Source organism: Ensifer sp. Root423, assembly GCF_001426275.1.
Taxonomy (GTDB): domain Bacteria; phylum Pseudomonadota; class Alphaproteobacteria; order Rhizobiales; family Rhizobiaceae; genus Ensifer; species Ensifer adhaerens.
This window is the reverse complement of sequence record NZ_LMEG01000013.1, coordinates 37225-63094: the sequence shown is the minus strand read 5'-3', so window position 1 is coordinate 63094 and position 25870 is coordinate 37225. Positions and strand designations below refer to the sequence as shown.

General features: G+C 63.2%; 30 protein-coding genes. 19 read left to right on the top strand and 11 right to left on the bottom strand.

The genetic code is table 11. From position 1 onward, the window contains the following. Window positions 1-52 precede the first annotated feature (52 nt). The 7 genes from ASD01_RS14645 to hemP all read right to left on the bottom strand — a co-directional run bounded on the left by ASD01_RS14645 (window position 53) and on the right by hemP (window position 5199). Window positions 53-490, bottom strand: a complete 438-nt coding sequence (locus ASD01_RS14645) for a hypothetical protein (protein WP_034794039.1) — start codon at window positions 488-490, stop codon at window positions 53-55. Window positions 491-566: 76 nt separating this feature from the next. Beyond that, window positions 567-935, bottom strand: a complete 369-nt coding sequence (locus ASD01_RS14640; protein WP_034794036.1) for a DUF883 family protein — start codon at window positions 933-935, stop codon at window positions 567-569. 176 nt (window positions 936-1111) lie between these two features. After that, window positions 1112-1903, bottom strand: a complete 792-nt coding sequence (locus tag ASD01_RS14635) for a heme ABC transporter ATP-binding protein (protein WP_034794256.1) — start codon at window positions 1901-1903, stop codon at window positions 1112-1114. 8 nt (window positions 1904-1911) lie between these two features. Beyond that, on the bottom strand, window positions 1912-3030 hold the full coding sequence (locus ASD01_RS14630; protein WP_034794033.1) for a FecCD family ABC transporter permease: 1119 nt from the start codon (window positions 3028-3030) through the stop codon (window positions 1912-1914). Beyond that, a complete protein-coding gene (locus ASD01_RS14625; RefSeq protein ID WP_060644106.1) occupies window positions 3017-3967 on the bottom strand; it encodes a heme/hemin ABC transporter substrate-binding protein in 951 nt (316 codons plus the stop codon). The genes ASD01_RS14630 and ASD01_RS14625 overlap by 14 nt, the downstream gene beginning before the upstream one ends. A 22-nt stretch (window positions 3968-3989) precedes the next feature. After that, window positions 3990-5051: a hemin-degrading factor gene (locus tag ASD01_RS14620; protein ID WP_034794252.1), complete on the bottom strand. Its 1062-nt coding sequence runs from the start codon at window positions 5049-5051 to the stop codon at window positions 3990-3992. A gap of 10 nt (window positions 5052-5061) precedes the next feature. Next, window positions 5062-5199, bottom strand: coding sequence for a hemin uptake protein HemP (gene hemP / locus ASD01_RS37595; protein ID WP_034794249.1), 138 nt, complete (start codon window positions 5197-5199; stop codon window positions 5062-5064). Between the two features lie 251 nt (window positions 5200-5450). On the opposite strand from hemP, the gene ASD01_RS14610 reads away from it, so the two are divergent. From ASD01_RS14610 to ASD01_RS14590, 5 genes are all read left to right on the top strand, one after another. Beyond that, complete coding sequence (locus tag ASD01_RS14610) at window positions 5451-5888, top strand: hypothetical protein (RefSeq protein ID WP_034794025.1); 438 nt, start codon at window positions 5451-5453, stop codon at window positions 5886-5888. 78 nt (window positions 5889-5966) lie between these two features. Beyond that, window positions 5967-6872: an energy transducer TonB gene (locus ASD01_RS14605; RefSeq protein WP_034794022.1), complete on the top strand. Its 906-nt coding sequence runs from the start codon at window positions 5967-5969 to the stop codon at window positions 6870-6872. Window positions 6873-7075: 203 nt separating this feature from the next. Next, a complete protein-coding gene (locus ASD01_RS14600) occupies window positions 7076-7489 on the top strand; it encodes a DUF2325 domain-containing protein (protein WP_034794019.1) in 414 nt (137 codons plus the stop codon). 29 nt (window positions 7490-7518) lie between these two features. Continuing rightward, a complete protein-coding gene (locus ASD01_RS14595; protein WP_034794016.1) occupies window positions 7519-7788 on the top strand; it encodes a hypothetical protein in 270 nt (89 codons plus the stop codon). A 157-nt stretch (window positions 7789-7945) separates the two neighbouring features. Further along, a complete protein-coding gene (locus tag ASD01_RS14590) occupies window positions 7946-8260 on the top strand; it encodes an antibiotic biosynthesis monooxygenase family protein (RefSeq protein WP_034794014.1) in 315 nt (104 codons plus the stop codon). Between the two features lie 88 nt (window positions 8261-8348). Here ASD01_RS14590 and ASD01_RS14585 read toward each other — a convergent pair whose 3' ends face one another. Together ASD01_RS14585 and ASD01_RS14580 are read right to left on the bottom strand one after the other, a co-directional pair. Continuing rightward, the gene (locus tag ASD01_RS14585; protein ID WP_034794246.1) at window positions 8349-8717 is read right to left on the bottom strand and encodes a DUF423 domain-containing protein; all 369 of its coding nucleotides are present in this window, start codon (window positions 8715-8717) and stop codon (window positions 8349-8351) included. 2 nt (window positions 8718-8719) lie between these two features. Next, complete coding sequence (locus ASD01_RS14580) at window positions 8720-9112, bottom strand: globin domain-containing protein (protein ID WP_034794012.1); 393 nt, start codon at window positions 9110-9112, stop codon at window positions 8720-8722. A gap of 142 nt (window positions 9113-9254) precedes the next feature. Between ASD01_RS14580 and ASD01_RS14575 the strand changes: the two genes are divergently transcribed. Continuing rightward, window positions 9255-9815: a TetR/AcrR family transcriptional regulator gene (locus tag ASD01_RS14575; protein ID WP_034794011.1), complete on the top strand. Its 561-nt coding sequence runs from the start codon at window positions 9255-9257 to the stop codon at window positions 9813-9815. 120 nt (window positions 9816-9935) lie between these two features. After that, the gene (locus ASD01_RS14570; RefSeq protein ID WP_034794243.1) at window positions 9936-10277 is read left to right on the top strand and encodes a DMT family transporter; all 342 of its coding nucleotides are present in this window, start codon (window positions 9936-9938) and stop codon (window positions 10275-10277) included. 21 nt (window positions 10278-10298) lie between these two features. Here ASD01_RS14570 and ASD01_RS14565 read toward each other — a convergent pair whose 3' ends face one another. Continuing rightward, a complete protein-coding gene (locus tag ASD01_RS14565) occupies window positions 10299-11318 on the bottom strand; it encodes a substrate-binding domain-containing protein (RefSeq protein ID WP_034794009.1) in 1020 nt (339 codons plus the stop codon). Window positions 11319-11682: 364 nt separating this feature from the next. On the opposite strand from ASD01_RS14565, the gene ASD01_RS14560 reads away from it, so the two are divergent. From ASD01_RS14560 to ASD01_RS14535, 6 genes are all read left to right on the top strand, one after another. Further along, window positions 11683-12945 (top strand): ABC transporter substrate-binding protein, encoded by a 1263-nt coding sequence (locus ASD01_RS14560; protein WP_051659303.1) that lies wholly within the window; start codon window positions 11683-11685, stop codon window positions 12943-12945. 116 nt (window positions 12946-13061) lie between these two features. Continuing rightward, window positions 13062-14045, top strand: a complete 984-nt coding sequence (locus ASD01_RS14555) for a carbohydrate ABC transporter permease (protein ID WP_034794007.1) — start codon at window positions 13062-13064, stop codon at window positions 14043-14045. Further along, the gene (locus ASD01_RS14550; protein ID WP_034794005.1) at window positions 14045-14875 is read left to right on the top strand and encodes a carbohydrate ABC transporter permease; all 831 of its coding nucleotides are present in this window, start codon (window positions 14045-14047) and stop codon (window positions 14873-14875) included. The genes ASD01_RS14555 and ASD01_RS14550 overlap by 1 nt, the downstream gene beginning before the upstream one ends. An 11-nt stretch (window positions 14876-14886) precedes the next feature. Then, window positions 14887-15915 (top strand): ABC transporter ATP-binding protein, encoded by a 1029-nt coding sequence (locus ASD01_RS14545; protein ID WP_060644105.1) that lies wholly within the window; start codon window positions 14887-14889, stop codon window positions 15913-15915. 108 nt (window positions 15916-16023) lie between these two features. Beyond that, window positions 16024-16815 (top strand): ThuA domain-containing protein, encoded by a 792-nt coding sequence (locus tag ASD01_RS14540; RefSeq protein WP_210333263.1) that lies wholly within the window; start codon window positions 16024-16026, stop codon window positions 16813-16815. 5 nt (window positions 16816-16820) lie between these two features. Beyond that, window positions 16821-17864, top strand: coding sequence for a Gfo/Idh/MocA family protein (locus ASD01_RS14535; protein ID WP_034794226.1), 1044 nt, complete (start codon window positions 16821-16823; stop codon window positions 17862-17864). Here the strand turns inward: ASD01_RS14535 and ASD01_RS14530 are convergent. Beyond that, window positions 17861-19135, bottom strand: a complete 1275-nt coding sequence (locus ASD01_RS14530) for an alpha/beta hydrolase (protein ID WP_234798763.1) — start codon at window positions 19133-19135, stop codon at window positions 17861-17863. The two genes, ASD01_RS14535 and ASD01_RS14530, sit on opposite strands and share 4 nt — an antisense overlap. Window positions 19136-19480: 345 nt before the next feature. On the opposite strand from ASD01_RS14530, the gene ASD01_RS14525 reads away from it, so the two are divergent. Genes ASD01_RS14525 through ASD01_RS14500 form a run of 6 tightly spaced genes read left to right on the top strand, consistent with a single transcriptional unit; the run spans window position 19481 to window position 25852 of the window. Then, entirely contained in the window at window positions 19481-20536 is a 1056-nt protein-coding gene (locus tag ASD01_RS14525; protein WP_034794001.1) for a dipeptidase, read from the top strand. A gap of 48 nt (window positions 20537-20584) precedes the next feature. Continuing rightward, window positions 20585-22225: an ABC transporter substrate-binding protein gene (locus ASD01_RS14520; protein WP_034793990.1), complete on the top strand. Its 1641-nt coding sequence runs from the start codon at window positions 20585-20587 to the stop codon at window positions 22223-22225. Window positions 22226-22267: 42 nt separating this feature from the next. Continuing rightward, entirely contained in the window at window positions 22268-23329 is a 1062-nt protein-coding gene (locus ASD01_RS14515; protein ID WP_034793987.1) for an ABC transporter permease, read from the top strand. Continuing rightward, on the top strand, window positions 23326-24258 hold the full coding sequence (locus ASD01_RS14510; protein WP_034793984.1) for an ABC transporter permease: 933 nt from the start codon (window positions 23326-23328) through the stop codon (window positions 24256-24258). The genes ASD01_RS14515 and ASD01_RS14510 overlap by 4 nt, the downstream gene beginning before the upstream one ends. Then, window positions 24255-25088, top strand: a complete 834-nt coding sequence (locus tag ASD01_RS14505) for an ABC transporter ATP-binding protein (RefSeq protein WP_034793982.1) — start codon at window positions 24255-24257, stop codon at window positions 25086-25088. Before ASD01_RS14510 ends, ASD01_RS14505 begins: the two co-directional genes overlap by 4 nt. Continuing rightward, entirely contained in the window at window positions 25085-25852 is a 768-nt protein-coding gene (locus ASD01_RS14500) for an ABC transporter ATP-binding protein (RefSeq protein WP_034793978.1), read from the top strand. The genes ASD01_RS14505 and ASD01_RS14500 overlap by 4 nt, the downstream gene beginning before the upstream one ends. Window positions 25853-25870: the final 18 nt, after the last annotated feature.

The window sequence follows — 25870 nt, the reverse complement described above, 5'->3', positions numbered from 1 at the left end:
CAGACACCAACGTTCGGAGGGAAAGGCCCGCACCGGGTTGGGAAGCCCGTGCTTAATCGTCAGTCGTCCGTCGCCGCTCGCGCCGTTTGCCAGTTCCCACGAGTGCCCCGATCGCTAGAGCGGTGGCGACCGCAAGCAGCGGCTGTTTGCGCAGGATGCCCGCCGCGGCAAGCAGTGTCAGGTTTGTTTGCATCTGTCTGCGGCGGCGACGCTCCTCGGCCAGGCGGCGGTCGCGTCCTTGCAGCATCGCCATGATGCCGAACAGCACCAGCGCGGTCACGAAAAACGCGATCGCGATCGCGGCGGAGGCTGCGACCGGACTGTAAAGTGCGCTGAGATACAGGAACGCGGCTGCGAGGCCGAAGACATAGGCCGTGGCAAGCAGCAATCCTATAATGCCCCACAAGATCGCGTTGCGTTTCACGCGCGCAGTGGCCGCGCCGATATCGGCGCTCATGAGCGCGGTCAGGGCTGCCGTCAATGGTCCCATGAATTGCCCTCGATCATCTTCCCCTCGATCTCAGCGGATGGGTGCAACCCATCCGCCTCAACGGCTTGCATCTTCTTCAGCGACGAAGAAGCGCGGCTATGGCCAGACCGATCAGGGCGGCGGCGCCGAGGGTTGCGACGGGATGTTCGCGCACGGCGTGCCGAACCTGCTTTTCCGTGCCGGCGTAGCGATCACGAAGCTCGGCCAGCAGATCTTCACCGCTTGCCAACAGTTCGCTGAGGCCCGCTTCAGCCTGTTCGCGGGCATCCTGTGCCTTGCTGCGCGCCTGCTGCGAAGCCGTCGATCCGCGATCGGCCAAGAGGGCGACAAGCGTCGCCACATCATTGCGCAATTCGCCCAGTTGTTCCTCGATGGAGATGTCGGCGAGCTTGCCGTTGCTTTTTGTCGAACGCGAGCTCGAACCGGAGAAGAGGCCTGACGCCATGACGAATACTCCCTTTCACACATGCGCCGGCCGCGAACGGTCGGCGCTTCCTGATCAAACCGGCGGGCACAACTGCAGGCCCACGCCGGCGCTTCGGGAGAACAACGCGCAAGTGCGGAAATTGTTTCGATAAATCTTGGTGTTGGCTCTCGGAAGAATGAGGACGTGCGCTGGCGTCAGAGCGATGCGGTTTGCGGCAGCACGAAGGGCACGGGCGCCGGCGGAGCCACGCCCACCCGCATGCGGCAGCCGAAGACCGCTTCCATCGTCTCGTCCGTCAGTACCTCGGCCGGCGCGCCGCTGGCGCGGACCTTGCCGGCCTTCATCATCACCATGTGGTCGGCGAACATGGCGGTCAGATTGAGGTCGTGCATGACGGCGACGACACCGCCGCCGCGTTCGCAAAAGTTGCGCGCGAGCTGCATGATGCCCAGCTGGTGGCGGATATCGAGGCTGGAGACGGGCTCGTCGAGCAGAAGGTAACGCGGTTGGCCATCGGTAACGGGTTCTGAGATCTGGCAAAGCACGCGGGCAAGCTGCACGCGCTGCTGCTCGCCGCCGGACAGCTCCTGATAGAAACGCCCGGCAAAGCCGCCGAGATCGACCGCTTCGAGCGCTTCCGCCGCGATCCGGTCGTGCAGGGCGGCGTCGGCGTTTGCGCCGGCGGCAAGCCCGAGCCGAACCACTTCTCGCACCGTGAACGGGAAGGAGATGACGGTCGATTGCGGCAGCACGCCGCGCATCGACGCGAGTTCCCAGGGCTTCAGGCCGCGCAGGTCGCGGCCGTTGATGCGGATCGTCCCGCCTGCTGGTGCAAGCTCTCCGGAAATGGCCTTCAGCGTCGTGGTCTTGCCGCAGCCGTTCGGGCCGACGATCGCCGTCAGCGCGCCGGGTCGGGCCTCGAGCGAAACGCCGTGGATGACCGGTCGCCCGCCGAGGCGGACGGAGAGATTGGAAACGTTGATCATGGCTTCGCTCACAATCCCATGTTCGAACGGCCGCGCAGCAGGATCCAGAGGAAGAACGGTGCGCCGATAAAAGCGGTGACGATGCCGATCGGCAGTTCCGCCGGGGAAACGATGGTGCGGGCGATCATGTCGGCAAGGATCAACAGCGTGCCGCCGAGCAGAGCCGAGGCCGGCAGCAGGTAGCGGTGATCGGGGCCGATGACAAGGCGCAGCAGATGCGGCACGACGATGCCGACGAAGCCGATGCCGCCGCTGACGGCAACCGACGCGCCGGTCGCCGCAGCAACGCTGACGATCGCGACGTTCTTCAGCCGCTGGACGGGAATGCCCATGTGGAAGGCTGCCGCCTCGCCGAGCGTGATCGCATTGAGGCCGCGGGCGAGAAAAGGGGTGACGGCGAGCGAAAGCAGAATGATCGGCGCCGCGGCCAGGATCTTCGTCCAGTTGGCGCCGGCAAGTGAGCCGAGGCCCCAGAAGGTGAGGTCGCGCAATTGCTTGTCGTCGGCCATGAAGACGAGCACGCCCGTGACGGCGCCGGTCAGCGCGCCAAGCGCGATGCCGGCCAGAAGCAGGGTGGCGATCGAGGTCCGCCCGCCGCGCGTGGCAATGCGGTAGAGCAAAAGCGTCGTGACGAGGCCGCCGAAGAAGGCAGCGACCGGCAGCGCATAGAAACCGAACAGGGCAAATAGTGGCCCGAAGGTGGCGGTTCCAAGCACGATCAGCAGCACGGCGCCAAGACTCGCGCCCGAGGAAACGCCGACGAGGCCGGGATCGGCCAGGGGATTGCGGAAGAGCCCCTGCATGACCACGCCGGAAACCGCAAGCGACGCGCCAACGAGCATGCCGAGCACGGCGCGAGGGAGCCGGATATCGAGAATGATGATGCGGTCGCGAATGCTCAGGGCCTGGTCGGCCTCGCCGATCAGCCAGCGCCAGACATTGGCGAGCGACGCGTCGGCCGCGCCGGTCATGATCGAGCCGACGAAGGTGGCGATGGCGATTACCACGAGGGCGACGACGAGAAGCCGGGCCAGCCGCGAGCGGTTGCCGGCACGCCATTCGTTGCGGATGTCGGCGGCCAATCCGGTCAGGCGCATGCCGCGGCCCAATGCCTCACTGCGAGGCATTGGCCTTCTTCCCGTAGATGGCGGCATTCAGTTCGCGAACGGCGCTTGCTGTGCGCGGGCCGAAGCCGAGCAGGTGCAGGCCGTCCATGCGCACCAGCGCCTTGTTCTGGGCAGCAGGGGTCAGGCTCAATGCCGGCATGGCGAAGAGTTCTTCCGCCTTGGCGGCGTGTTCGCCACCGCGATCCATCATCAGGATGACGTCGGGCTTGGCTTCGACGATCGCTTCGTCGGTGAGTGCCTTGTAACCGGGGAAGGTGCCGACGGCGTTCACCGCGCCGGCGAGTTCGATGATGCCGTTGGCGGCGGTACCCTGACCGGAGGCCATGACCTTGCCGCCCTGGGTGCTCAGGATGAACAGCACGCGCTTGCGCTCAGCGTCGGCGCGCGCGGCACCCTCCGCCACGGCTGCATCGAGGTCGGCTTCGACGCTCTTGGCGAGCGTTTCGGCCTTGTCCTCGACGCCGAGAAAAGCGCCAACGGCGCGGATCTTGGTGGGAATGCCGGCCTTGTCGAAGGTCTCGGGCACGCTGGTGAAGGCGATGTTGGCCTCCTTCAGCACCGCCAGCGCCTCCGGCGGGCCGCTGCCTTCGACTGCGACGATGGCGCTCGGATTGACCGCAATGATGCCTTCGGGCGCGAGCTGGCGCATATAACCGACATCCGGAAGCGTCTTTGCTGCTTCCGGATAGGTGCTGGTGGAATCACGCCCGACGAGACGGCCTTCTTCGCCGAGCGCATAGATGATCTCGGTGACGGCGCCGCCGACCGAAACGACGCGCGAGACGTCGGCCTTCTGCGTGTCCTCGGCCATGGCCGTCCGGATGAAGGCGGGGGCATCGGGTGCCACTGCCGGCAGCAGGAAGGTCGCCGAAAGGGCGAAGGCGCCGAGCGCCAGCCCCGAGCGGCGAAGGCGACGGAAGTCGAGACCGTTGATCATCTTGCGTATCCTATTCTCTCGCTCAGGCGGCAACCGTCGTATCGAGGCGCGGCAGGCCTTCGGCGATCGAGCGCCATTCGGGACGTTCCGCCAGGCCCTCTTTGCGCTTGCCGAAGAACTGGATGATCATTTCGCCCTTGGCGTCGAGCGCCTCGATCGAGGTGACATGGCCGTCGGCTGTCGGCTTGCGCACGGCCCAGAGCTCGGCAATGTGGTCGGTGCGCAGATGCAGGTGGAAGGTTGGATCCATGACGTTGAGCCAGGGGCCCATCGTCGCGATCTTGGCGATCGGGCCGGAATGGATCTGGATCATGCCGCGGTTGCCGACGAAGCACATGATCGGCAGTTCGACTTCGGCGCTTGCCCGCATCATTGCTTCGACGCTCTGCGGGTCGAGCTGCCAGGCGAAATCGTCGCCGATGTTGCTCAGCGCCTGGCGGCGGCCGATCTTCAGCTTGCGCAACATGCCGTGGAACTGATGGGTGTCCGTCATCTTCGTCCAGCGCTCACGCAGCTCGACGACGTCCACGACGGTTTCCGGCTTGTCGTCGGTCGGCTGAACGCTGGTGTCGGCGACAAACTCTTGCGTCTGATCGTCGAGGCGGAAATCCGCGACGAGCTTTTCGTAGGCTGCGTCGTTCGATGCGGCGCGCAGATGTACCTTGTGCACGGCGTTGCCCCACTTGTCGAAGAACTGCAGGCTCTTGCGGACTTCGCCCTTGTCGTCCGTCTTCGTCACGGCGAAGGCGTGTGCCCAGGCGCTCGGGAAAACACGAAGGTCGATCTGTTCGCCAAGTACGATGCTCGCCATCTCGCCGGTGGTGATCTTCTCGTAGACGCCGATCTTTTCGTGGACGGCGCTTTCGTTGCGGGTCAGCGCCATGACTTCACCGAGCTCTTCGACGCGCGACAGGAAGCGGTTGGCGTCGGCATCGATACGAACGGCGGTCAGCCCACATTCGGCAGCGACCAGCGCGGCTTCGGAAACGCCGAGCTGGGCTGCGATATCACGCTCGCGCAACTTCGGGTTTTCAGCGCGGTAGGCGCGGATTTCAACGGGAGTGGGGCGAAGGCTCTCGGTCATTTTCATCTGCCTATTTGTTCAGGATCAGCTTGCCTTGGCGGGTGATCTTCATGCGGTAGATCGCGCCGTCGTGGGAAATGAGAATCTCGTTTTCGGTGCCGAAGAGCTCGCGACTTTCGATGATCCGTTGCGCCCGTCCGGTCAGCACCGGAGGCTCCGAGGGGCGTGCGAGATTGTTGTCGTTGGTCACTGTGTTTCGGCCGTTTCGAGTGGGCAGGCCGCGCTGATTTCCCCGCATTTCCCGCCGTGCAATTCGATTACTATCTTGACTTCATTACTCATATTTATTTATGGACGCAATACCGGACTTATAAACTCAAGTTAGTTGCTGCCGGGTTGTGGACAAGGGCGTGCGGCCGGCGTTCGGTGGTGTGCTCGATCCTTTGGAGTGGTGTCGTCATGAAGTTTCCCAGCCTTCCGATTGTTTCCGTTGCTCTTGCGGCTCTCGTTGCCGCAACCGCTGCCAAGGCGCAGGAGACCGCAGCGGCTGGGGGGCTGACCATCGAGCTCAACGAGGTGGCGCCGTCCCAGAAGGGCTGCAAGCTCACCTTCGTTGCCGGCAACGAATTCGCGCAGTCGTTGAGCAAGGTTTCCTTCGAGTTCGTCATTTTCGACCAGAAGGGGCTGGTCGAACGCATGGCCGTGCTCGATTTCCGCGACCTTCCCGCCGGCAAGACCAAGGTTCGCCAGTTCGATCTGCCCGGCACCAACTGCGATGCGGTGAAGAGCCTGCTGATCAACGACGCGCCGGCCTGTGTCGGCGACGGGGTTCAGCCGGGCGCCTGCATGAGCGGGATCAAGACCGGCTCTAAGTCGGCGGTCGAACTCAAGGGGTGAGCGGGACTGGGGCTTAGCGCGTCCGGCAATCCGAGCATGAGGTTTGCGTCGCCCTGGTGCGACGAAGGTAAGGCTGAAATGAAGCGTATCGTCATCTGGAGCGGGGCCGCCGTCTTATCGCTTGCAACCCACGGCGTCGTGCTCGCGACGCTGTTTGGTAGCAGCCCGCCCGAGACGCAACTGGATCTGATCCAGGGTGGCGAAAGCGTCGAAGTGGCGCTTCTCGGCGATGCATTCGAGGAAACGCTTCAGTCGGGTGAAGTGTCCGAAATCGTCGAGCCCACGGAAGATCTGCCCGAGGAGGTTCAGCCCGCCGAGATCCAGCCGGTCGAGGATGTTGCCCCCACGCAGGAGATCGCTGCAGAGCAACCCCACGACCTGACGGCGACGGAGGCAGACGTGATCCTGCCGGCCGAGGAAATGCCTACCCTGCAAGTCGCCGAGGCTGTGGTGACGGCGAGCGTCGCGCCGGTCGAGACTGTCGTGCCGGAAGAAAAGCCCGAGGAGCCGAAGAAGGAAAAGGTCGAAAAGCCGGAGCCGAAGAAGGAGCCGGTGAAAAAGAAGAAGGTCACCCGCAAGAAGGCGGGCGATCAGGGCGAGCAGGCGCAAAATCAGGTCAAGGGCAAGCAGGACGGCCAGGAGAATGGCAGTTCGTCCGCTGCGAATGGCAACAGCCGCGCGTCCGAGGTCGGCAACGCCAACATGGAGAACTATGGCGGCAAGATCCGCAAGCGGATCACACGCCGGTTCAAGGTTCCGTCGGCTGCAAGACGCGACGGCGTATCCGGCACGGCGACCGTTCGTTTCACCTTGACGTCGAATGGAAACCTGACGCGTGTCAGCCTCGCGGGCAGTTCCGGCTCGCCGGCGATCGACGAGGCCGCCATCGATGCGGTTCGCCGCGCTGCGCCATTCCCGGCGTTTCCGGCCGGAGCGCCAAGCTCCGAATCCTTCATCGTGCCGATGGTTGCGACCGTCCGCTGACCTTCTCCCCTTGCTGGTGGGATTCGCGCAGAAGCTGCAAGAAAAAATATGATTAGAAAACTCCTGTTTATACTTTACTCTGTTTATCAAGTTTAATAGGTTGCCCTCGTCACGCAGCCGAAGGGTGTGTGTCGAGAGGATATCCCGATGCGACCGGCTGCCTGACGAAGGCCCTTGTTGCGCGACCAGACGGAGAAGATTGCATGCGCGGCAAGCGTCACCAGAATGCGGCGAAGAACGGCAAGGGTCGCTCGGGTTCGGAACCGGTCGAGGCCCGCCAGGAGGCCGGCAAGGCGACGCTCGAAGGGCGCAGCTTCCTGTATGTCGGTGGCCGTGATTGCCAGGTGGCGCACTTGCGCGAAATCGCCAGCTCCTTCGGCGCCGAGTTGTTGCACCACGACGGTGGCCTGCGTGAGGCCGTTTCGCGTATCGACCGCGTGCTGCCGTCTGTCGATTGCGTCTTCTGCCCGATCGACTGCATCAGCCATGACGCATGTCTTCGCGTGAAGACCGGCTGCAAGAAGTGGGGCAAGGCCTTCGTGCCGCTGCGCAACGGCTCGAAGTCGAGCCTGGAACGCGCGCTCCAGGACCTGACCACCAGCCGCAACGAGCGCTAATCCTCTGAAAGACAAGACGAGAATTTGCAATGAACGAAGAACGTCCCGACCTCGCCATGATGATCGGCTTGCACAAGCTGGCGGCCCAGCAGGGCGACGGCCTGGTGCCCGAGCTCTACGAGATCCTGACGCGACGGGCGCGGATGGTGGAAGAGAATACCAACGTCGCCGAGTTCCCCACCTGGCAGGCGCGCCCGCCGGTGCGCGACCCGTTCGGGCTTGCGGAGCCGAAGGAAGGAACTATCCTCGCCTTTCCACGGGCCACAAGCGATGCCGCCCTCAAGAAGGAAAGTGCCTAGCAATTCCAGGAAAAGTGCGAAGCGGTTTTCCGTCCGGAAATGCGTAAGCTAGGAAGCAATTCCAGGAAAAGTGCGAAGCGGTTTTCCGTGCGGGGTTGCGTCCGTTTAAAGATTCAGATCGTTTCGCCGTATCGGCGAAAGGACCTAGGAGACCAAGATGTTTGTTGCCATGAACCGTTTTCGTATCGCCATCGGCCACGAGGAGGCTTTCGAAGCGGTGTGGAAGGGGCGCGATTCCAGCCTTTCCGAAATGCCCGGCTTCGTTTCCTTCCATCTGCTGCGCGGCGACAGCGTGCCGGAGGAGGGCTACACGCTCTTCGTCTCGAACTCGGTCTGGAAGGACAAGGATTCGTTTTCAGCCTGGACCAAGTCGGAGAATTTTCGCGCGGCCCACAAGAACGCCGGCGAGAACAGGGCGATGTATCTCGGTCCGCCGAAGTTCGAGGGTTTTTCGGCCGTTGAAGGCGCCTGATCCGCGCGCCGGCGCGGACATATGATCCTGATTTTGCGTGTTATTCGCCTCCCGGATGGACCTCTCCGGGAGGCGGATTGTTTTGGGGTCAGGCCGTCTTCTTCGGCAGGAAGGCGCCGAGCGAAACGGCGAGCCACCCCGCCATAATCGTCGTGCCGCCGAGCGGAGCGGACATCGGGAAGAGACCGTGGCCTGCAACATGGCGCATGGCGAGATCGGCCGAAAACAGCGCCGTGCCAGCCGCGATCAGGAGCGCGGCAACGGCCGCCGTTCGAAAGTGCGGCCAGGCGGCGTAGAGCGCCACCAACGCCGGGGCGTGGGCGAGGCACATCGCCGAAATGCCGGCAAGCAGCCTCGGGTCGTCGCCATGCGAAGCGGCGGCCGCGCTGACGACGCCGGTCAGGCCCATCAAACCGGCAACAAATAGCGTCGTGGCGCGAAATCCGCTGTGCGACATGGTCATTCCTTGTTCTGCATGTGAAGGGCGAGGCGGGTGATCGGGTCGAGGATGATCTGCCGGAGCTTCGGATGGTCGATCGTTTCCTCAAGCGCGCGGGTAAAGCAAAGCAGCCACTCGTCCCGTTCCTCAGGCCCGATCTCGGCGACGAAATGGCGACGGCGCAGCATCGGATGGCCGCGCTTTTCGACATAGATGGGCGGCCCGCCGAGCCAGCCGGTCAGGTACTCGTAAAACTTCTCTTCGCTTCCGGAAAGATCGGGCGGATGCACGGCACGGCAGCGCGCCGCTTCTGGCAACGTGTCCATCAGCTCATAGAAACGGCGCGTCAGGGCGCGGACCGTCGGGTCACCGCCGATGGCTTCGTAGAGGGTCGTGGTTTCCGGTTCCGCCATGCTCTGCGTCCTTCGTTCGTTCGGTCCTAGCGCGCCGCGACCGGGCGGACAACGGTTTTCAGAACGCGGAATTTGCGGCGTTTCATCGCGGTCAAACAACACTTCTCTTGACAAACCGTCCAGACGGTATCTTTATGGGTGCATGACCGAAGCTCATCGTCGCAAGAAACAGCCGGAACAGGTGCGCCAGCAATTGCTGGAGGTTGCCGCACGCCTTTCGCACGAGCAGGGCGTGGCTGGCATCACGCTCGATGCCGTGTCGCAGGCAGCCGGGGTCAGCAAGGGCGGGCTGCTGCACCATTTCCCGAACAAGCTCGCGCTGCTCGACGGGCTGTTCGACGACCTGGTGACACGGTTCGATCGCGAGATCGAGGCGGCGATGGCGCGCGATCCGGTGGCGAAGGGGCGCTTCACCCGCGCCTATATCGATGTCTGCTTCGCGCTCGATCCGGCAACAGACGTGCCGGGCTGGCGCATGCTGACCATCGCGCTGATTGCCGAGCCGCATCTGAAGAGCCGTTGGCGCGACTGGGTCGGCCGGCGATCGGCGGAGTTTGCGGAGACGGACGGTTCGACCGGCTGCGTGCTTGCGCGTTTCGCCTGCGACGGCGTCTGGCTCGCGGATCTGATGCAGAGCCACGACCTCGATGCGGAGGCGCGGGTCGGTCTGGTTGAAAATCTCAAGGCGCTTTCGGCGCAATAGATAACTTCATCGTTTTATCGAAACACTGGAGTGATCTAAGTCTTTGAAATCACGCAGTTCCGGACGGAAAACCGCTTTGCACTTTTCCTGGAACTGCTCTGGTCCGGAATGGAGTCCCCGATGAACCCCGCCATGCTCTATACCGTCCTGGTTGCAGCCATCGTCTTCGAAGTGCTCGGCACCTCGGCGATGCAGGCCGCACAGCATTTCACCCGGCTGGGGCCGACGGTGATGATGGTGGTCTGCTATGCGATCGCCTTCTTCTTCCTGTCCTACACGCTGCGCTTCATCCCCGTCGGCATCGCCTATGCGGTGTGGAGCGGGCTCGGCATCGTGCTCATTTCGCTCGTCGGTTACTTCGCCTTCGGGCAGAAGCTCGATCTGGCGGCGATCCTCGGACTGGGGCTGATCATAGCAGGCGTGGTGGTCCTCAATCTCTTTTCCAAGTCGACCTTCCACTGAAGCGGTCGGCAGCGCCTGTCCTCAAGCGCCCTGCGGTGGCGCGGTCGATTCCCTGAGGATCAGTTCCACCGGCCAGAGTTCGTGAACCTCTTCGGTCGGCCGGCCTGAGAGAAGCTGCAGCACGAGGTCGGCCGAGCGCGCGCCCGCCGCCCGCATCGAAGAGCGTGTCGCCGAGAGCGACGGAACCATGTTGTCGGCCGTGAGGTAAGGGAAAACGTCGTCATGGGCGATGACCGAGACCTCGCGGCCGATCTCCAGGCCCATGGACCGTGCTGCCCGGTAGATGCCGAGCGCTGTCATCATCGAGCCGGCAACGAAGGCGGTCGGGCGAGGCGTCTGCTCCAGGAACGAGCGCGCGAAGCGAAAGCCGAGTTCGTCGGTAAAGTTGCCATGGGCGACGAGGCGCGGATCGAAGGCGATGCCGCGCGCCTGCAGCGCGTCGCGGTACCCCTTGTCGCGGTGAAGCGAGAAAGTGCGGCCCTGCCGGCCGTTGATCATGGCGATGCGGCGATGGCCGAGATCGATGAGATGCGAGGTCGCGCGGCGGATCGCGCCTTCGTTGTCGATGTCGAGCCAGGCGTGCGGCACGTCGATATCGGAGCGCCCGTGCACGAGGAAGGGCATGCCGAGCTTGTGGAGGAGGGCGATGCGCTCGTCGTTCGGTTCGGGCGAGTGTACGATCACGGCGTCGACGCGGCCGCTGACGGCGAGCCGGCTATAGAGCTGGATTTCGCCCGTGGGGTTCTTGTCGTCCATTGGGCTGACGAGAATGTCGATATCCTCGGTGCCGAGCCGTTCGGCCAGGCCACCCATGAACTCGGAAAAATGGAACTCGCCGGAGCGGCCCATGACCACGCCGATCGCGCCGGCCCGACCGGTGGCGAGCCGCACCGCATTGATGTTCGGACGATAGCCAAGGCGGGTTGCCTCTTCGGCCACGCGCTTGCGCGTCTTTTCGCTGACTTCGGGATAACCGCTCAGCGCCCGGCTGACCGTCGTCGGCGAAAGCCCCAGTTGTTGTGCGAACTCCCTCAGCTTCATTCGAAATGCGTTTCCTCAAGCCTAGCCCGGTCCCAGAAATATACACCTTCGCTGCCCGTAACAATCGGTTTGTCGGGGACGCTAGGTTCTACAGGCCGGGTATGTATTTTACCAAACCGTTTTAAATTAATACAGTTCCCCTTTGATTTTATGGGGTTCTGTGAGGGGCGGTCGATTTTTTTCTCCCATTGCTATTTTGTTGAAAAATAACGATTATTTGTAATAATCCACGCCAAATGGACTTTTCTAAGTGTGTGGATTGACAGTTTTTCCGTCTTCTGCCAACTTTTTCTTATCCAAACCGCTTTCGAATTTGCCGAGGAGCTTTCGTGCGGTGGGAGGGGGAACAGGAGGAGTCGACCCAATGACAACCACGCTCAATGTGCTGAGTTTTTGTGCCGCAATCGTTGCAGCCGGGACGGCTGGCGCCGCCGAGCTTTCGCTCGCCGCCAACACGACCGGGAAGAACGTCCATTTCATTCGCGAACAGCTGGACATTTTCGAGAAGCAGACCGGGCACAAGGTGAGCCTGGTCACCATGCCGCCATCGAGCAGCGAGCAGTTCAGCCAGTACCGGCTGTGGCTTGCCGCCGGAAACAAGGATGTCGACGTCTACCAGACCGATGTCGTCTGGGCGCCGCAACTGGCCGACCAGTTCGTCGATCTGACGGAGGCGGCAAAGGACGTTGTTGGCCAGCACTTCCCGTCGATCATCGCTTCGCAGACGGTGAACGGTCGCCTCGTGGCCTTGCCGGTTTTCACCGATGCACCGGCACTGTTCTATCGCAAGGACCTGCTCGAAAAATACGGCAAGACGCCGCCGAAGACCTGGGACGAGCTGGCTGCGACCGCCAAGGAAATCCAGGAGAAGGAGCGGGCCGCCGGCCAAGCCGATCTCTGGGGCTATGTCTTCCAGGGCAATGCCTATGAGGGCCTGACCTGCAACGCACTCGAATGGGTCAAGTCGTCGGGCGGTGGCCAGATCGTCGAGCCCGACGGCACGATCTCGATCAACAACGAGAAGGCGGCCGCCGCAATCGACCGGATCAAGGGATGGGTCGGCACGATCTCGCCGCAGGGCGTGCTTGCCTATCAGGAGGAGGAATCGCGCGGGGTCTGGCAGACCGGCAATTCCGTCTTCATGCGCAACTGGCCCTATGCCTATGCGCTCGGCAATGGCGATGACAGCGCTGTGAAGGGCAAGTTTGCCGTCGCGCCGCTGCCGACGGCCACCGATGGTGACCAGCCGTCTTCGACGCTCGGCGGCTGGAACGTCGCCGTCTCCAAATATTCCGACGACCAGGAGGCGGCGATTGCGCTCGCCAAGTTCCTGTCGTCCGCCGAGGTGCAGAAGCGCCGGGCGATCGAGCTTTCGAACCTGCCGACGGTTGCCGCACTCTACGACGATGCGGAGGTCGCCAAGGCCCAGCCGTTCATGCCGGCCTGGAAACCGATCTTCGAAAGCGCGGTGCCGCGCCCGTCGGCCGTCACCAAGGTCAAATACAACGAGGTTTCCGCCAAGTTCTGGAACGCGGTGCACAACTCGCTTTCCGGCAACGGCACGGCAGCGGAAAATCTTGAACTGCTCGAAGTCGAACTCACCGAGATGAAGGGCGACAACTGGTGATCCTCCCGGGGGCGAGGGGAGTGCTTGTCAAGCCTCCCTTCGCTCCACCGAGCCACCGCCTTTTCTCTCCGATCAACCGCTCGGCCGTGCGCCGAATGGCAAGGGTGAGTACAGACATGACCGACATTTCCGTCGCAGACCCGCCTTCCGCCCTTGGGCAGCAGGCCCGGATCCGCTCCGATCTCAACGCCGAGCGCATCCGCTCCGCCTGGATCTTTCTCGCACCGACGCTTCTGGTGCTGGCACTCGTCGCCGGCTGGCCGCTCATTCGCACAGTCTATTTCAGCTTCACCAATGCGTCGCTGACCAACCTCGAAGGCGCCGAGTTCGTCGGCTTCAAGAACTACCTTTCCTGGATCACGCTGAAGAGCGGGCGCACCGTCTATAACGGCCTGCTTGCCGATCCGGCCTGGTGGAACGCCGTCTGGAACACGCTGAAGTTCTCGGCCGTTTCCGTCACCATCGAGACGGTGCTCGGCCTGATCGTCGCGCTGGTCCTGAATGCGAATTTCCCGGGCCGCGGGCTGGTGCGCGCCGCAATCCTGATTCCCTGGGCGATCCCGACGATCGTGTCCGCCAAGATGTGGGCCTGGATGCTCAACGATCAGTTCGGCATCCTGAACGATCTTCTGCTCGGCCTCGGCCTCATCAGCCAGAAGGTCGCCTGGACCGCCAATCCGGAGACCGCGATGGTCGCCGTTTTGATCGTCGACGTCTGGAAGACGACGCCGTTCATGGCGCTCCTGATGCTGGCCGGCCTGCAGATGGTACCGTCGGATATCTATGAGGCGGCCAAGATCGATGGCGTGCATCCGCTCAAGGTCTTCTGGCGGTTGACGTTGCCCTTGATCCGGCCGGCGCTGATGGTGGCGGTGATCTTCCGCATGCTCGATGCGCTGCGCATCTTCGATCTCATCTATGTGCTGACGCCCAACAACGCGAAGACCAAGACGATGTCGGTGCTCGCGCGCGAAAACCTGTTTGACTTCGACAAGTTCGCCTATGGCGCCGCGGCCTCGACGATGCTGTTCCTGATCATCGCGGCGATCACCGTCGCCTACATGTGGTTCGGCCGCGTCAATCTCGAAGGAGAGCGCTGATGGTTGCCACCCTTGCCAAGCGCACGGCGTTCTACGCCCTCGTTGCCGCCATCATCATCATGGCCGTCTTCCCGTTCTACTATGCGGTGCTGACGAGCTTTAAATCCGGGACGGCGCTGTTCCGGGTCGACTACTGGCCGACCGAGATCTCCTTCGACAACTACGCGGGCATCGTCACCAGCAGCGGCTTCCTGCGCAATCTCGCCAATTCGCTGCTGGTCGCAACGATCGTCGTTGCCGTGTCGTTGCTCCTGGCCGTCACCGCTGCCTATGCGTTGGCGCGAGTGCGGTTCCGCGGTCGCGGGCTCCTGCTTCTGACGATCCTGTCGGTGTCGATGTTTCCGCAGATCGCGGTGCTTGCCGGCCTCTTTGAACTCATCCGCTCGGTCGGCATCTTCAACACGCCCCTGGCGCTGATCTTTTCCTACATGATCTTCACCTTGCCGTTCACGGTCTGGGTGCTCACCACCTTCATGCGCGATCTGCCGGTGGAGATCGAGGAAGCGGCGATCGTCGATGGCGCCACACCCTGGGTGATCATCACCCGCGTGTTCATGCCGCTGATGTGGCCGGCGCTGGTGACGACGGGGCTGCTCGCGTTCATCGCCGCCTGGAACGAGTTCCTGTTCGCGCTGACCTTCACCTCATCGGACAGCCAGCGCACGGTGCCGGTCGCGATCGCGCTGCTCTCGGGAAACAGCCAGTACGAAATTCCGTGGGGCAACATCATGGCCGCATCGATCATCGTCACCGTGCCACTGGTTGTTCTCGTGCTGATCTTTCAGCGGCGGATCATCTCCGGGCTCACCGCCGGCGGCGTCAAAGGATAAGGGGAGAAAATATGGCAGAGCTCCAATTGCGCAACATCCGCAAGTCCTTCGGCGCCTTCGAGGTGATCAAGGGCGTCAGCATGGATATCCGGGCCGGCGAATTCATGGTCTTTGTCGGGCCCTCCGGCTGCGGCAAGTCCACGCTGCTGCGGCTGATCGCCGGGCTCGAAGACATCTCATCGGGCACGCTGTCCTTCGACGGCCAGGTGGTCAACCAGTTGACGCCGTCGAAGCGCGGCATCGCGATGGTGTTCCAGTCCTATGCGCTTTACCCGCATATGACGGTATTCGAGAACATGTCCTTCGGCATGCAGCTTGCCGGCAAGGACAAGGAGCAGTGCAAGAAGCGCGTCGAGGCGGCAGCCGAGATGCTGCAGCTGACGCCCTATCTGCAGCGGCTGCCGCGGCAGCTCTCCGGCGGCCAGCGCCAGCGCGTGGCGATCGGCCGGGCTATCGTGCGCGATCCCAAGGTCTTTCTCTTCGACGAGCCGCTCTCCAATCTCGATGCGGCGCTGCGCGTTGCGACCCGCATCGAGATCGCCAAGCTGCATCGCAGCATGCACAAGACGACGATGATCTATGTCACCCACGACCAGGTCGAGGCGATGACACTGGCCGATCGCATTTGCGTGCTACGGGATGGCCGGGTCGAACAGATCGGCACGCCGCTCGAACTCTATGAAAGCCCGAACTCCGTCTTCGTCGCCGGCTTTATCGGTTCGCCGAAGATGAACTTTCTGTCCGGCGCACTGGCTGCGCCCTACGATGCCCATACGATCGGCATCCGAGCGGAGCATCTGGAGATCAAGGCGAGTGGGGGTCAATGGTCGGGAACGGTGGTGCATTCCGAAATGCTGGGGTCCGACAGCTACATTTATCTCGAAATCGGCGCTGGCGAACCGGTCATCGTCCGGGAAGGTGGCACCTCGCATCACCGGCCGGGTGAGACAATTCACATCTCGCCGCTCGGCGGCAGCATCCACCGCTTCGATGCATCGGGGCAGGCTCTCGGCCGCGCACCCATGAAAGGGGCTGCCTGACCAGACCCCGATCAAACTGAAGACACCCAGAGCTTCGGGGTCGCCAATTCCTGGCGGCCCCATCTATCGTAAGACGACAGGCCCGTAACGGGCGAACACGCAAGGAGAATGGCCGTGCCTATCAGAACAGTTGTTTGGGGCGAGAATATTCACGAGCAGACCAACGAAATCGTCCGCAGCATCTATCCAAACGGGATGCACAATACGATCGCGGCGGCGCTGAATACGGAAGCTGCGATCGAGGCGACGACGGCGACGCTGCAGGAGCCGGAACATGGCCTGAGCGTCGAGCGCCTTGCCAACACCGATGTGCTTCTCTGGTGGGGCCACAAGGACCACGGCGCCGTCAGCGACGAGATCGTCGAGCGCGTTGCCAAGCGCGTCTGGGAGGGCATGGGCCTGATCGTGCTGCACTCCGGCCACTTCTCCAAGATCTTCAAGCGGCTGATGGGCACGCCCTGCGCGCTAAAATGGCGCGAAGCAGGCGAGCGTGAGCGCGTCTGGGCGATCAATCCGCGTCACCCGATCGCCGAAGGCATCGAGGAGAACTTCGTGCTCGAGAACGAGGAAATGTACGGTGAGCAGTTCTCGGTGCCGGAGCCGCTCGAAACCGTCTTCATCTCGTGGTTTGCCGGCGGCGAAGTGTTCCGCTCGGGGCTGACCTGGCGCCGCGGTGCCGGCAACATCTTCTATTTCCGTCCCGGCCACGAAACCTACCCGACCTATCACGACGGCAATGTCCAGAAGGTGCTGCGCAATTCGGTGAAGTGGGCCTACAACGCCGACAACCGCTACACGGCGATCCACGACGCACCAAACGTACCGGTCGAAAAGGCGCTGGAGCCGATCGTCGAGCGCGGCCCCAGGCTGCACCAGGCCGGCGAAGCAGGATACAGGTGAGCATCATGCGTCTTCTCATTGTAGGAACCGGCGGCATGGCAAACAGCCATGCCCAGGCCTTTACCAAGATCGAAGGCGTCGAGATGGTCGGCGCTGTCGATGTCGATCCCGCCCGGGCCAAGGCTTTTGCCGACAAGCACGGCATTGCCGCGACCTTCACCTCGCTCGACGAGGCGATCGCCTGGGGCAAGTTCGATGCGGCGACGAACGTGACGCCCGACAAGGCGCATCACCCGACGACGCTGGCGCTCATTGCCGCCGGCAAGCATGTGCTGTGCGAAAAGCCGCTCGCCGAGAATTATGCCAAGGCGGCAGAGATGGCGGAAGCGGCCGAGCGTTCCGGCCTTGTGACCATGGTCAACCTCACCTACCGCAACGTCGCGCCGCTGCAGAAGGCACGCGCAATGGTGCTTGCCGGCGAGGTCGGCAAGCTGCGCCACCTCGAAGCGTCCTATCTGCAGAGCTGGCTCGTTTCCAAGGCCTGGGGCGACTGGGCGACGGAATCGCAATGGCTGTGGCGGCTCTCGACGAAGCACGGCTCGAACGGCGTGCTCGGCGATGTCGGCATCCACATTCTCGACTTTGCCGGCTATGGCGCGGGCACGGACGCCGCCCGGGTCTTCGCGCGGCTGAAGACCTTCGACAAGGCGCCTGATAACCGCATCGGCGAGTATGATCTCGACGCCAATGACAGCTTCGTCATGACGGCCGAGTTCGGCAACGGCGCCATGGGCGTCGTCCATGCCAGCCGCTGGGCGACCGGGCATCTGAACGAGCTCCGGCTGAGGCTACACGGCGACAAGGGTGCCCTCGAAGTGGTGCACACGCCCGATGGATCGACGCTGCGCGCCTGCCTCGGGGCGGACGTCGAAACCGCGACCTGGCGCGATGTCGATGCGGGCACCGTCGCGACGAACTACGAGCGCTTCGTGGCCGCCGTCCGTAAGGGCAAGACGGAGGAGCCCGGGTTCCGCCATGCGGCGAACCTGCAGAAAGTGCTCGACCTCGCGATGGTGACGGAAGCCGAGCGGCGCGAGCTGCCCGTCTAACGAGAGTGACGGTCGGGGGTGTTGCTTTTCGCGGCTCCCCCGCTTTCCGGCGGTGTCCAAGGGGTCACTGCCGAGCCGACGGTGTTTTCCATCGATTGGCCGAGACGCCGCAGCTGCCCGTCGTAGTTCCTGCGGGTGTTGGGATCGAAGATCATGATCGGCGTCGAAACCGCCAGGCTCGCGGCATTGCCGACCGTCTGCGTGGCGCCGAGCGTGACGGCGCCGATGCGTTCGCCGAGACCGACATCGGAATCGGTCACGGTCTGGCCGGCGATCAGCCGGTTGCCAAGCAGGCGCACGACTTCGGGGCTTTCGGCGAACTTCCCGTGGTTGAGCTTGTCGCCGCCCTTCAGCGCTGTCAGATCGATGACGCTGATGCCGGCCTGTTCCAGTTGCGTGCGATAGGGCTCGGCGGTCGGGTCGATCTGGCCGAGGCGGTCGACATTGCCGGAGATACGCCTCGACAAGGTCAGCGCCCGGTCGTCGCGCGATACGAACAGCGTGAACTTCGGGCGCTTCGTACCCATGGCGCGGATCTGCTGGCCGAAGACGTCGACGTCGAGGTCGGGCGACGCCAGGATGACGTCGGTGATCTTGGGCGCGATGCGTCCGTCGCGGATCGCCATCTGGCGCAGTGCCTCGACCGTCACCCACGACCCCATGGAATGGGCCATGACGGTGATTTCGCCGACAGCAGGATTGCTTGAGGCACGCCGCAGCAGTTCCTCCAGCGCGTCGCGCGAATAGTTGGTGCTTTCCTTGTCGTAATTGTAGTCGAATATGCTGGCGCGCGAGGGCCAGGTGAAGATGACGGGCGCGACATCGGTGCCGCTGTCGTGCACGATCTGGGCGAAACGATAAACGGCGTCTTCGTAGCGGTTGTTGAAGCCGTGAACGAAGATCAGTACGCGCCGGGTTTTCGGCAGATGACCTTTCACCCAGTTCTGCACGTCGTTGCCCTGATTGAGCGGCGTGACGCTGACGGTGGAGAAATCCCGCTCCGGATTGGCGGGAAGCTTCGTCGGCCATTGCACCTGGCCGACCTTGCGGTTCTTTTCCGGCGGAATGGAGACGGCAATTTCCGTCAGCGAAAGCTCGGCTGAGCGTTCGCCGCTAAAAAGCACGCCCGGCTCGGTGGAGGGGGCACGGGTGGTTGCGACCAGCAGATCGACCTTGGAGGCGCCACCCGTCGTGCCCGAAGGGACGAGCACGCCCACGGGGCGTCCGGCGCAGGCCGCAAGGGTGGCCGCCAGGAGAAGCGTCGCAGCGATGCGGCCCCAGGGCCTCTCCGAGCCCGCAAGAGAAAACGAACGCACCACCAACCTCCCTGTGCCGCATCATGCAGCATGTCGGCCCGATCCGTGGGCCCAAGCCATTCTCCTTGCATGAGAAACGCTGGGTTTTCATCCCTTGGCTGGGGTTCGAAGCCCTGCGGCACCGTGTTTGCCAGCGGCTATGCGGCAATCATGCAACATTTCGCTACAGGCAGGCCTGGGTAAAACCCCCTGATATTCATTGAAAAGGCTTTGGGCTTTCACTAGCATCGCTTCGACTTTCCCCTGGACGCGACCCGAACGGCCCGTCCGATCTCCCTGAAATGATAAGGAAATTCAGGAATGCAGGCGGTTTTCGATGGCCATAACGACGTGCTTCTGCGTCTGTGGCAGAACGCCCGGAAGGGCCAGGACCCGGTACGCGAATTCGTCGACGGCATCGACCAGGGCCATATCGATGCGCCGCGCGCCAAGGCGGGCGGTCTCGTTGGTGGCCTCTCGGCAATCTACGTGCCCTCGGGAGATCTCGTCCTGCAGCCGCCGAACGAGAACGGTCACTACGAAACGCCGCTTTCGGCACCGCTCGAGCACCTGCCGTCGCTGGCGATCGCCATGGAGCTCGCCGATATCGCCGTCCGCCTCGACCGGGCAGGGGCGTGGAAGCTCTGCCGGTCGACCGCCGAAATCCGTAGGGCGGTCGAGGCCGGCGTCTTCGCCTCGGTCCTCCACATGGAAGGCTGCGAAGCGATCGGCGCCGATCTTTCCGCGCTCGAAACGTTCTATGCCGCTGGCCTGCGTTCGCTCGGGCCGGTCTGGAGCCGCCACAACGTCTTCGGTCATGGCGTACCGTTCTCCTATCCGATGTCTCCGGACACCGCACCCGGACTGACGGACGCCGGCTTCGAGCTCGTGCGGACCTGCAACCGTCTGGGCATTCTGATCGATCTTGCACACATCACCGAGAAGGGCTTCTGGGACGTGGCGAAGACCACCGACCAGCCGCTGGTCGCCAGCCATTCGAATGCGCATGCGCTGACCCCGGTCGCGCGCAACCTGACCGACAAGCAGCTCGACGCCGTCCGCGAAAGCAAGGGCCTCGTGGGGCTCAATTACGCGACGACGATGCTGCGCGCCGACGGCCAGGAAAATGCCGCAACGCCGCTTTCCGACATGGTGCGCCATGTCGACTATCTCATCGAGCGCATGGGCATCGACTGCGTCGCACTCGGGTCGGATTTCGACGGGGCAACGATCCCCGAGGAGATTGCTGATGCGGCCGGTAGTCAGGCGCTCGTTGCGGCGCTCAGAAGCGCCGGATATGGTGATGCCGAACTGGCAAAGATATGCCGGGAGAACTGGTGGAGAGTTCTGGGACAGGCTTGGCACGAGGCCGCCTGAACCCATGAAGAAGGGGCCCAAAAGGGCGCAAACGAGGGAACTGCAAACATGATGCACAAGCTCAATGGACGTCTTCGTCTTCTGACGGCTTCTGCGGCGCTGGCCATGGTGATGGCTGCAACCGCACCGGCCTTTGCGGAAACGCCGAAGGACACGCTGGTCGAAGCCTTTGCGATCGACGACGTGATTACCATGGATCCGGGCGAAGCTTTCGAGCTGACCGCGGCCGAAATCACCGGCAACACCTACAGCATGCTGGTGCGCCTCGACATCAACGACACGACCAAGGTCGTCGGCGACCTCGCCGACAGCTGGACCGTGTCCGACGACGGCCTGACCTATACGTTCAAGCTGAAGCCCGGCCTGAAGTTCGCTTCCGGCAATCCGGTGACCGCTGAAGACGTCGCCTGGTCCTTCGAGCGTGCCGTGAAGCTCGACAAGAGCCCGGCCTTCATCCTCACCCAGTTCGGCCTTACGGGCGACAACGTGACGGAAAAGGCCAAGGCAACGGACGCGCAGACCTTTGTCTTCACCGTCGATCAGGCCTATGCGCCGAGCTTCGTCTTGAACTGCCTGACGGCAACCGTGGGCGCCGTGCTCGACAAGAAGCTCGTGCTCGAAAACGTCAAGCCGGTCACGCCGACGGACGAGTACAAGTATGACAACGACTTCGGCAATGAATGGCTGAAGACCGGCTATGCCGGCTCGGGCCCATTCAAGCTGCGCGAATGGCGCGCCAACGAAGTCATCGTTCTCGAGCGCAACGAAAACTACTATGGCGAACAGGCAAAGCTTGCTCGCGTCATCTATCGCCACATGAAGGAAAGCTCGGGCCAGCGCCTGGCGCTTGAAGCGGGCGATATCGACGTGGCACGCAACCTCGAGCCGGGCGATTTCGACGCCGTTTCGAAGAATGCCGACCTCGCCACCACGAACGCGCCGAAGGGCACGGTCTACTACATCAGCCTCAACCAGAAGAATGCGAACCTCGCAAAGCCCGAAGTGCGCGAAGCGTTCAAGTATCTGGTCGACTACGATGCCATCGGCTCGACCCTCATCAAGGGCATCGGCGAGATCCACCAGAGCTTCCTGCCGAAGGGCGTTCTGGGTGCACTCGACGAGAACCCCTACAAGCTCGACGTTGCCAAGGCGAAGGAACTGCTGACCAAGGCCGGCCTTGCCGACGGCTTCACCGTCACCATGGACGTTCGCAACGGCCAGCCGGTCACCGGCATTGCCGAGTCCTTCCAGCAGACGCTGGGCCAGGCCGGCGTGAAGCTCGAAATCATCCCCGGCGACGGCAAGCAGACGCTGACGAAGTATCGTGCCCGTAACCACGACATGTATATCGGTCAGTGGGGCATGGACTATTTCGACCCGAACTCGAACGCCGAAACCTTCACCAGCAACCCTGACAACTCCGACGAAGGCAAGAACAAGACCCTTGCCTGGCGCAATGCCTGGGACGTTCCGGAGCTGACGAAGAAGACCAAGGACGCTCTGCTCGAGCGCGACAGCGCCAAGCGTGCGGAGACCTACAAGGAACTGCAGAAGACGGTGCTGGGCGAAAGCCCGTTCGTCATCATCTTCCAGCAGACCGAAGTCGCCGGCTACCGCGGCAACGTCAAGGGCCTGAAGCTCGGTCCGAGCTTCGACACCAACTTCGTCGCCGGCATCACCAAAGAATAAGCCGTCTCGAAGGAATAAACCGAAAGGATCGTTCCCTTGAGCATGAGCGCAACAGGGACAGTGGGCGGGCGCAAACGCGCCCGTCCCGGTAAGATCGTGGCAGCGGTGCTGCGCTTTCTTGTCGTTGTCGTCACCACCTATCTCGGCCTTCTGGCCGTCACCTTTTTCATCGGCCGGGTAATCCCGATCGACCCGGTTCTGGCCGTTCTCGGCGACCGGGCGCCGACGCATGTCGTCGAAAGGACGCGCGAGGCGATGGGGCTCAATCTGCCCCTCTACCAACAATTCTTCATCTATGTCCGCCAGGCGCTGACCGGTGACTTCGGCGTTTCGGTGCTGACGACCAATCCGGTGATGACCGACATCCGCCGCGTCTTCCCGGCGACCATGGAGCTCGCGACGCTCGGCACGCTCATCGGCGCCCTGTTCGGCGTTCCGCTCGGCGTACTTGCGGCCGTCAAGCGCGGCAGCATTGCCGACCAGATCGTGCGCGTCATCGGCCTTGTCGGCTATTCCGTGCCGATCTTCTGGCTGGCGCTCCTGTCGCTGCTGGTGTTCTACGCGCGGCTGAAGTGGGTCGCCTATCCCGGCCGTATCGATATCGTGTTCGAGTACACGTTCACGCCGATCACAGGCTTCTACCTGTTCGACGCGCTCTGGCAGCGGCAGTGGGACGTGCTCTGGGATGTGTTCCGCCACATCATTCTGCCGGCCTCGCTGCTCGGCTACTTCTCGCTCGCCTATATCAGCCGCATGACGCGCAGCTTCATGCTCAACGAGCTGCAGCAGGAGTACATCGTCGCGGCGCGCGCCAAGGGCCTGTCCGAGACCCGGATCATCTGGGGCCACGCGCTCCGGAACGCGGCCGTGCCGCTCGTCACGGTGATTGCGCTCTCCTATGCCGGCCTGCTCGAGGGCTCGGTCTTGACGGAAACCGTCTTCGCCTGGCCAGGTCTCGGTCTCTACATCACCAACTCGCTGCAGAATGCCGACATGAACGCCGTGCTTGGTGGCACCATCATCATCGGTTCGGTCTTCATCGGCATCAATCTCCTGTCCGATCTTCTCTACCGGACGCTCGACCCGAGGACGCGCCAGCGATGAGTACCGTTACCGAAACCCGTGCGATGACGCGTCGCGAATGGCTGCTGTCCGATCGCCCGCAGTCGCGCACCCAGGCCCGGCTTGGCCGTGCCTATATGACGTGGCAGCGTTTTGCCGCCAACAAGCTCGCCGTTCTCGGCCTGCTCATCCTGCTGGCGTTGGTCTTCGTTGCCGCCTTCGCCGATTTCCTGGCGCCGCATTCGCCCTATATCGGGGATCTTGCCAACGCCCGTCTGCTGCCGCCGGGAACCCCCGGCTACCTGCTCGGCACCGACGATCTCGGCCGCGATATTCTCTCGCGGCTGATCCATGGTTCGCGGCTGACGCTTGCCGTCGTGCTTCTCGTTGCGATCATCGCAGCACCTGTCGGGCTCATCGTCGGCGCTGTCGCCGGCTATGCTGGCGGCTGGGTCGACGCAGTGCTGATGCGTATCACCGATATCTTCCTCGCCTTCCCGAAACTGGTTCTGGCGCTCGCCTTCGTGGCAGCGCTCGGACCGGGCATCGAGAACGCCGTCATCGCGATCGCCATCACCTCCTGGCCGCCCTATGCGCGTATCGCCCGCGCCGAGACGCTGACGGTGCGCAACTCCGACTACATCGCCGCCGTGCAGCTCATGGGCGCATCGCCGATCCGTATCGTCTTCCGCCATGTGATGCCGATGTGCATGTCGTCGTTGATCGTGCGTGTCACGCTCGACATGGCCGGCATCATCCTGACGGCCGCGGGCCTCGGCTTCCTCGGCCTCGGCGCACAGCCGCCGCTGCCGGAATGGGGCGCCATGATCGCTTCCGGTCGCCGTTTCATCCTCGACCAGTGGTGGGTGGCAACGATGCCCGGCATCGCGATCCTGATCGTCAGCCTCGGTTTCAACCTGCTCGGCGACGGTCTGCGCGACGCGCTCGATCCGCGGGAGAGCGGCCAATGAGTGCGCTTCTGACCGTTGAAGACCTCAAGGTCTCGTTCCCGACCCGCACCGGCCTCGTCGAGGCCGTGCGCGGCGTCTCCTTCACGCTCGGCCGCGAGCGCCTCGGCATCGTCGGCGAAAGCGGCTCCGGCAAGTCGCAGACCGGCCGGGCGATCATGGGGCTGACGCCTGGTCATGCGCAGGTGACGGCAAAGCAGTTGAACTTTGACGGCATCGACCTGCTCTCCGCATCGCCGAAGGTCCGCCGGGATCTCAGGGGTAAGCGGATCGCGATGATCCTGCAGGACCCCAAGTACTCGTTGAACCCGGTGATGAGCATCGGCCGGCAGATCGTCGAGACGCTACGGCAGCACGAAAATGTCAGCCGCGGCGAGGCCCGGGAGAGGGCACTCGACATGCTGGCCGCGGTGCAGATCCGTGATCCGAAGCGCGTTTACGATCTCTACCCGCACGAGGTTTCGGGCGGCATGGGCCAGCGCGCGATGATCGCGATGATGCTGGTTGCCGGGCCGGAACTCTTGATCGCCGACGAGCCGACCTCGGCGCTCGACGTGACGGTACAGCTCGAAGTGCTTGGCATCCTCGACAAGCTCGTCGCCGATCGAGGCATGGGTCTGGTCTTCGTGTCGCACGATCTGCGGCTCGTGTCGTCCTTCTGTGACCGCGTGATCGTCATGTATGCCGGCCGGATCGTCGAGGAACTGGCGGCGTCCGAGCTTGCCAATGCCAAGCATCCCTATACCCAAGGTTTGCTGAACTGCATGCCGGCGATCGGATCCGATCGTCATCCTCTGCCGGTTCTCGACCGCAAGCCGGAGTGGGCCCAATGACCTCAGCCGTTTCCGTTTCGAACCTTTCCGTCACCTATGACGAGTTCAAGGCGCTGAACGACGTCAGCGTCGAGATTGCGCCGGGCGAATCCTTCGGGCTCGTCGGCGAGTCCGGATCGGGCAAGTCGACCTTGCTTCGGGCGATCGCCGGTCTCGCGCCCGTCACCGGCGGCACCATTCGCGTGCATGATCGTGTTCTGCAGGGGGCAAAGCGCGACAAGGCCTTCTACCGCGCCGTGCAGATGGTGTTTCAAGATCCCTATGGCTCGCTGCACCCGCGCCAGACGATCGACCGGCAATTGCTGGAGCCGCTGGCGATCCACGGCGTGGCCGACGGCGAGCGGCGCATCCTGAAGGCGCTTGACGAGGTCGGTCTCGGGTCGGGTTTCCGCTTCCGTTATCCGCACCAGCTGTCGGGCGGTCAGCGCCAGCGCGTTGCGATCGCCCGGGCGCTGATCCTTGAACCCTCGATCCTGCTGCTCGACGAGCCGACTTCGGCGCTCGACGCCTCGGTCCAGGCGGAAGTCTTGAATCTCCTGGAACAGGTCCGGCGCGACCATAAGCTGACCTTCATCATGGTCAGCCACGATCTCGGTGTCGTCACCCATATGTGTGATCGGTTGGCGGTGATGCAGGGTGGACGCGTCGTCGAGCGCTTGTCCTCGGCGGACCTCGTCGCCGGGCGTATCGGTGAAGATTACACGCGCAGCCTTATGGTCGCGAGCAAGGGCTTTCAGCGCAAGGACGCTGCCGTGACTGCGTGAAGGTACCGATACAAGCGG

What these genes read in the sequence shown, in the direction of transcription:
- ASD01_RS14525 (WP_034794001.1), top strand. Translation starts at nt 19,481, where the DNA reads ATGCAGGCGGTTTTCGATGGCCATAACGACGTGCTTCTGCGTCTGTGG.
- ASD01_RS14600 (WP_034794019.1), top strand. Translation starts at nt 7,076, where the DNA reads ATGCGCGGCAAGCGTCACCAGAATGCGGCGAAGAACGGCAAGGGTCGC.
- ASD01_RS14555 (WP_034794007.1), top strand. Translation starts at nt 13,062, where the DNA reads ATGACCGACATTTCCGTCGCAGACCCGCCTTCCGCCCTTGGGCAGCAG.
- ASD01_RS14540 (WP_210333263.1), top strand. Translation starts at nt 16,024, where the DNA reads ATGGCCGTGCCTATCAGAACAGTTGTTTGGGGCGAGAATATTCACGAG.
- ASD01_RS14545 (WP_060644105.1), top strand. Translation starts at nt 14,887, where the DNA reads ATGGCAGAGCTCCAATTGCGCAACATCCGCAAGTCCTTCGGCGCCTTC.
- ASD01_RS14605 (WP_034794022.1), top strand. Translation starts at nt 5,967, where the DNA reads ATGAAGCGTATCGTCATCTGGAGCGGGGCCGCCGTCTTATCGCTTGCA.
- ASD01_RS14620 (WP_034794252.1), bottom strand. Translation starts at nt 5,051, where the DNA reads ATGACCGAGAGCCTTCGCCCCACTCCCGTTGAAATCCGCGCCTACCGC.
- ASD01_RS14520 (WP_034793990.1), top strand. Translation starts at nt 20,585, where the DNA reads ATGATGCACAAGCTCAATGGACGTCTTCGTCTTCTGACGGCTTCTGCG.
- ASD01_RS14565 (WP_034794009.1), bottom strand. Translation starts at nt 11,318, where the DNA reads ATGAAGCTGAGGGAGTTCGCACAACAACTGGGGCTTTCGCCGACGACG.
- ASD01_RS14610 (WP_034794025.1), top strand. Translation starts at nt 5,451, where the DNA reads ATGAAGTTTCCCAGCCTTCCGATTGTTTCCGTTGCTCTTGCGGCTCTC.
- ASD01_RS14570 (WP_034794243.1), top strand. Translation starts at nt 9,936, where the DNA reads ATGAACCCCGCCATGCTCTATACCGTCCTGGTTGCAGCCATCGTCTTC.
- ASD01_RS14505 (WP_034793982.1), top strand. Translation starts at nt 24,255, where the DNA reads ATGAGTGCGCTTCTGACCGTTGAAGACCTCAAGGTCTCGTTCCCGACC.
- ASD01_RS14580 (WP_034794012.1), bottom strand. Translation starts at nt 9,112, where the DNA reads ATGGCGGAACCGGAAACCACGACCCTCTACGAAGCCATCGGCGGTGAC.
- ASD01_RS14535 (WP_034794226.1), top strand. Translation starts at nt 16,821, where the DNA reads ATGCGTCTTCTCATTGTAGGAACCGGCGGCATGGCAAACAGCCATGCC.
- ASD01_RS14625 (WP_060644106.1), bottom strand. Translation starts at nt 3,967, where the DNA reads ATGATCAACGGTCTCGACTTCCGTCGCCTTCGCCGCTCGGGGCTGGCG.
- ASD01_RS14510 (WP_034793984.1), top strand. Translation starts at nt 23,326, where the DNA reads ATGAGTACCGTTACCGAAACCCGTGCGATGACGCGTCGCGAATGGCTG.
- ASD01_RS14575 (WP_034794011.1), top strand. Translation starts at nt 9,255, where the DNA reads ATGACCGAAGCTCATCGTCGCAAGAAACAGCCGGAACAGGTGCGCCAG.
- ASD01_RS14560 (WP_051659303.1), top strand. Translation starts at nt 11,683, where the DNA reads ATGACAACCACGCTCAATGTGCTGAGTTTTTGTGCCGCAATCGTTGCA.
- ASD01_RS14630 (WP_034794033.1), bottom strand. Translation starts at nt 3,030, where the DNA reads ATGCCTCGCAGTGAGGCATTGGGCCGCGGCATGCGCCTGACCGGATTG.
- ASD01_RS14550 (WP_034794005.1), top strand. Translation starts at nt 14,045, where the DNA reads ATGGTTGCCACCCTTGCCAAGCGCACGGCGTTCTACGCCCTCGTTGCC.
- ASD01_RS14635 (WP_034794256.1), bottom strand. Translation starts at nt 1,903, where the DNA reads ATGATCAACGTTTCCAATCTCTCCGTCCGCCTCGGCGGGCGACCGGTC.
- ASD01_RS14595 (WP_034794016.1), top strand. Translation starts at nt 7,519, where the DNA reads ATGAACGAAGAACGTCCCGACCTCGCCATGATGATCGGCTTGCACAAG.
- ASD01_RS14645 (WP_034794039.1), bottom strand. Translation starts at nt 490, where the DNA reads ATGGGACCATTGACGGCAGCCCTGACCGCGCTCATGAGCGCCGATATC.
- ASD01_RS14515 (WP_034793987.1), top strand. Translation starts at nt 22,268, where the DNA reads ATGAGCGCAACAGGGACAGTGGGCGGGCGCAAACGCGCCCGTCCCGGT.
- ASD01_RS14500 (WP_034793978.1), top strand. Translation starts at nt 25,085, where the DNA reads ATGACCTCAGCCGTTTCCGTTTCGAACCTTTCCGTCACCTATGACGAG.
- ASD01_RS14640 (WP_034794036.1), bottom strand. Translation starts at nt 935, where the DNA reads ATGGCGTCAGGCCTCTTCTCCGGTTCGAGCTCGCGTTCGACAAAAAGC.
- ASD01_RS14585 (WP_034794246.1), bottom strand. Translation starts at nt 8,717, where the DNA reads ATGTCGCACAGCGGATTTCGCGCCACGACGCTATTTGTTGCCGGTTTG.
- ASD01_RS14590 (WP_034794014.1), top strand. Translation starts at nt 7,946, where the DNA reads ATGTTTGTTGCCATGAACCGTTTTCGTATCGCCATCGGCCACGAGGAG.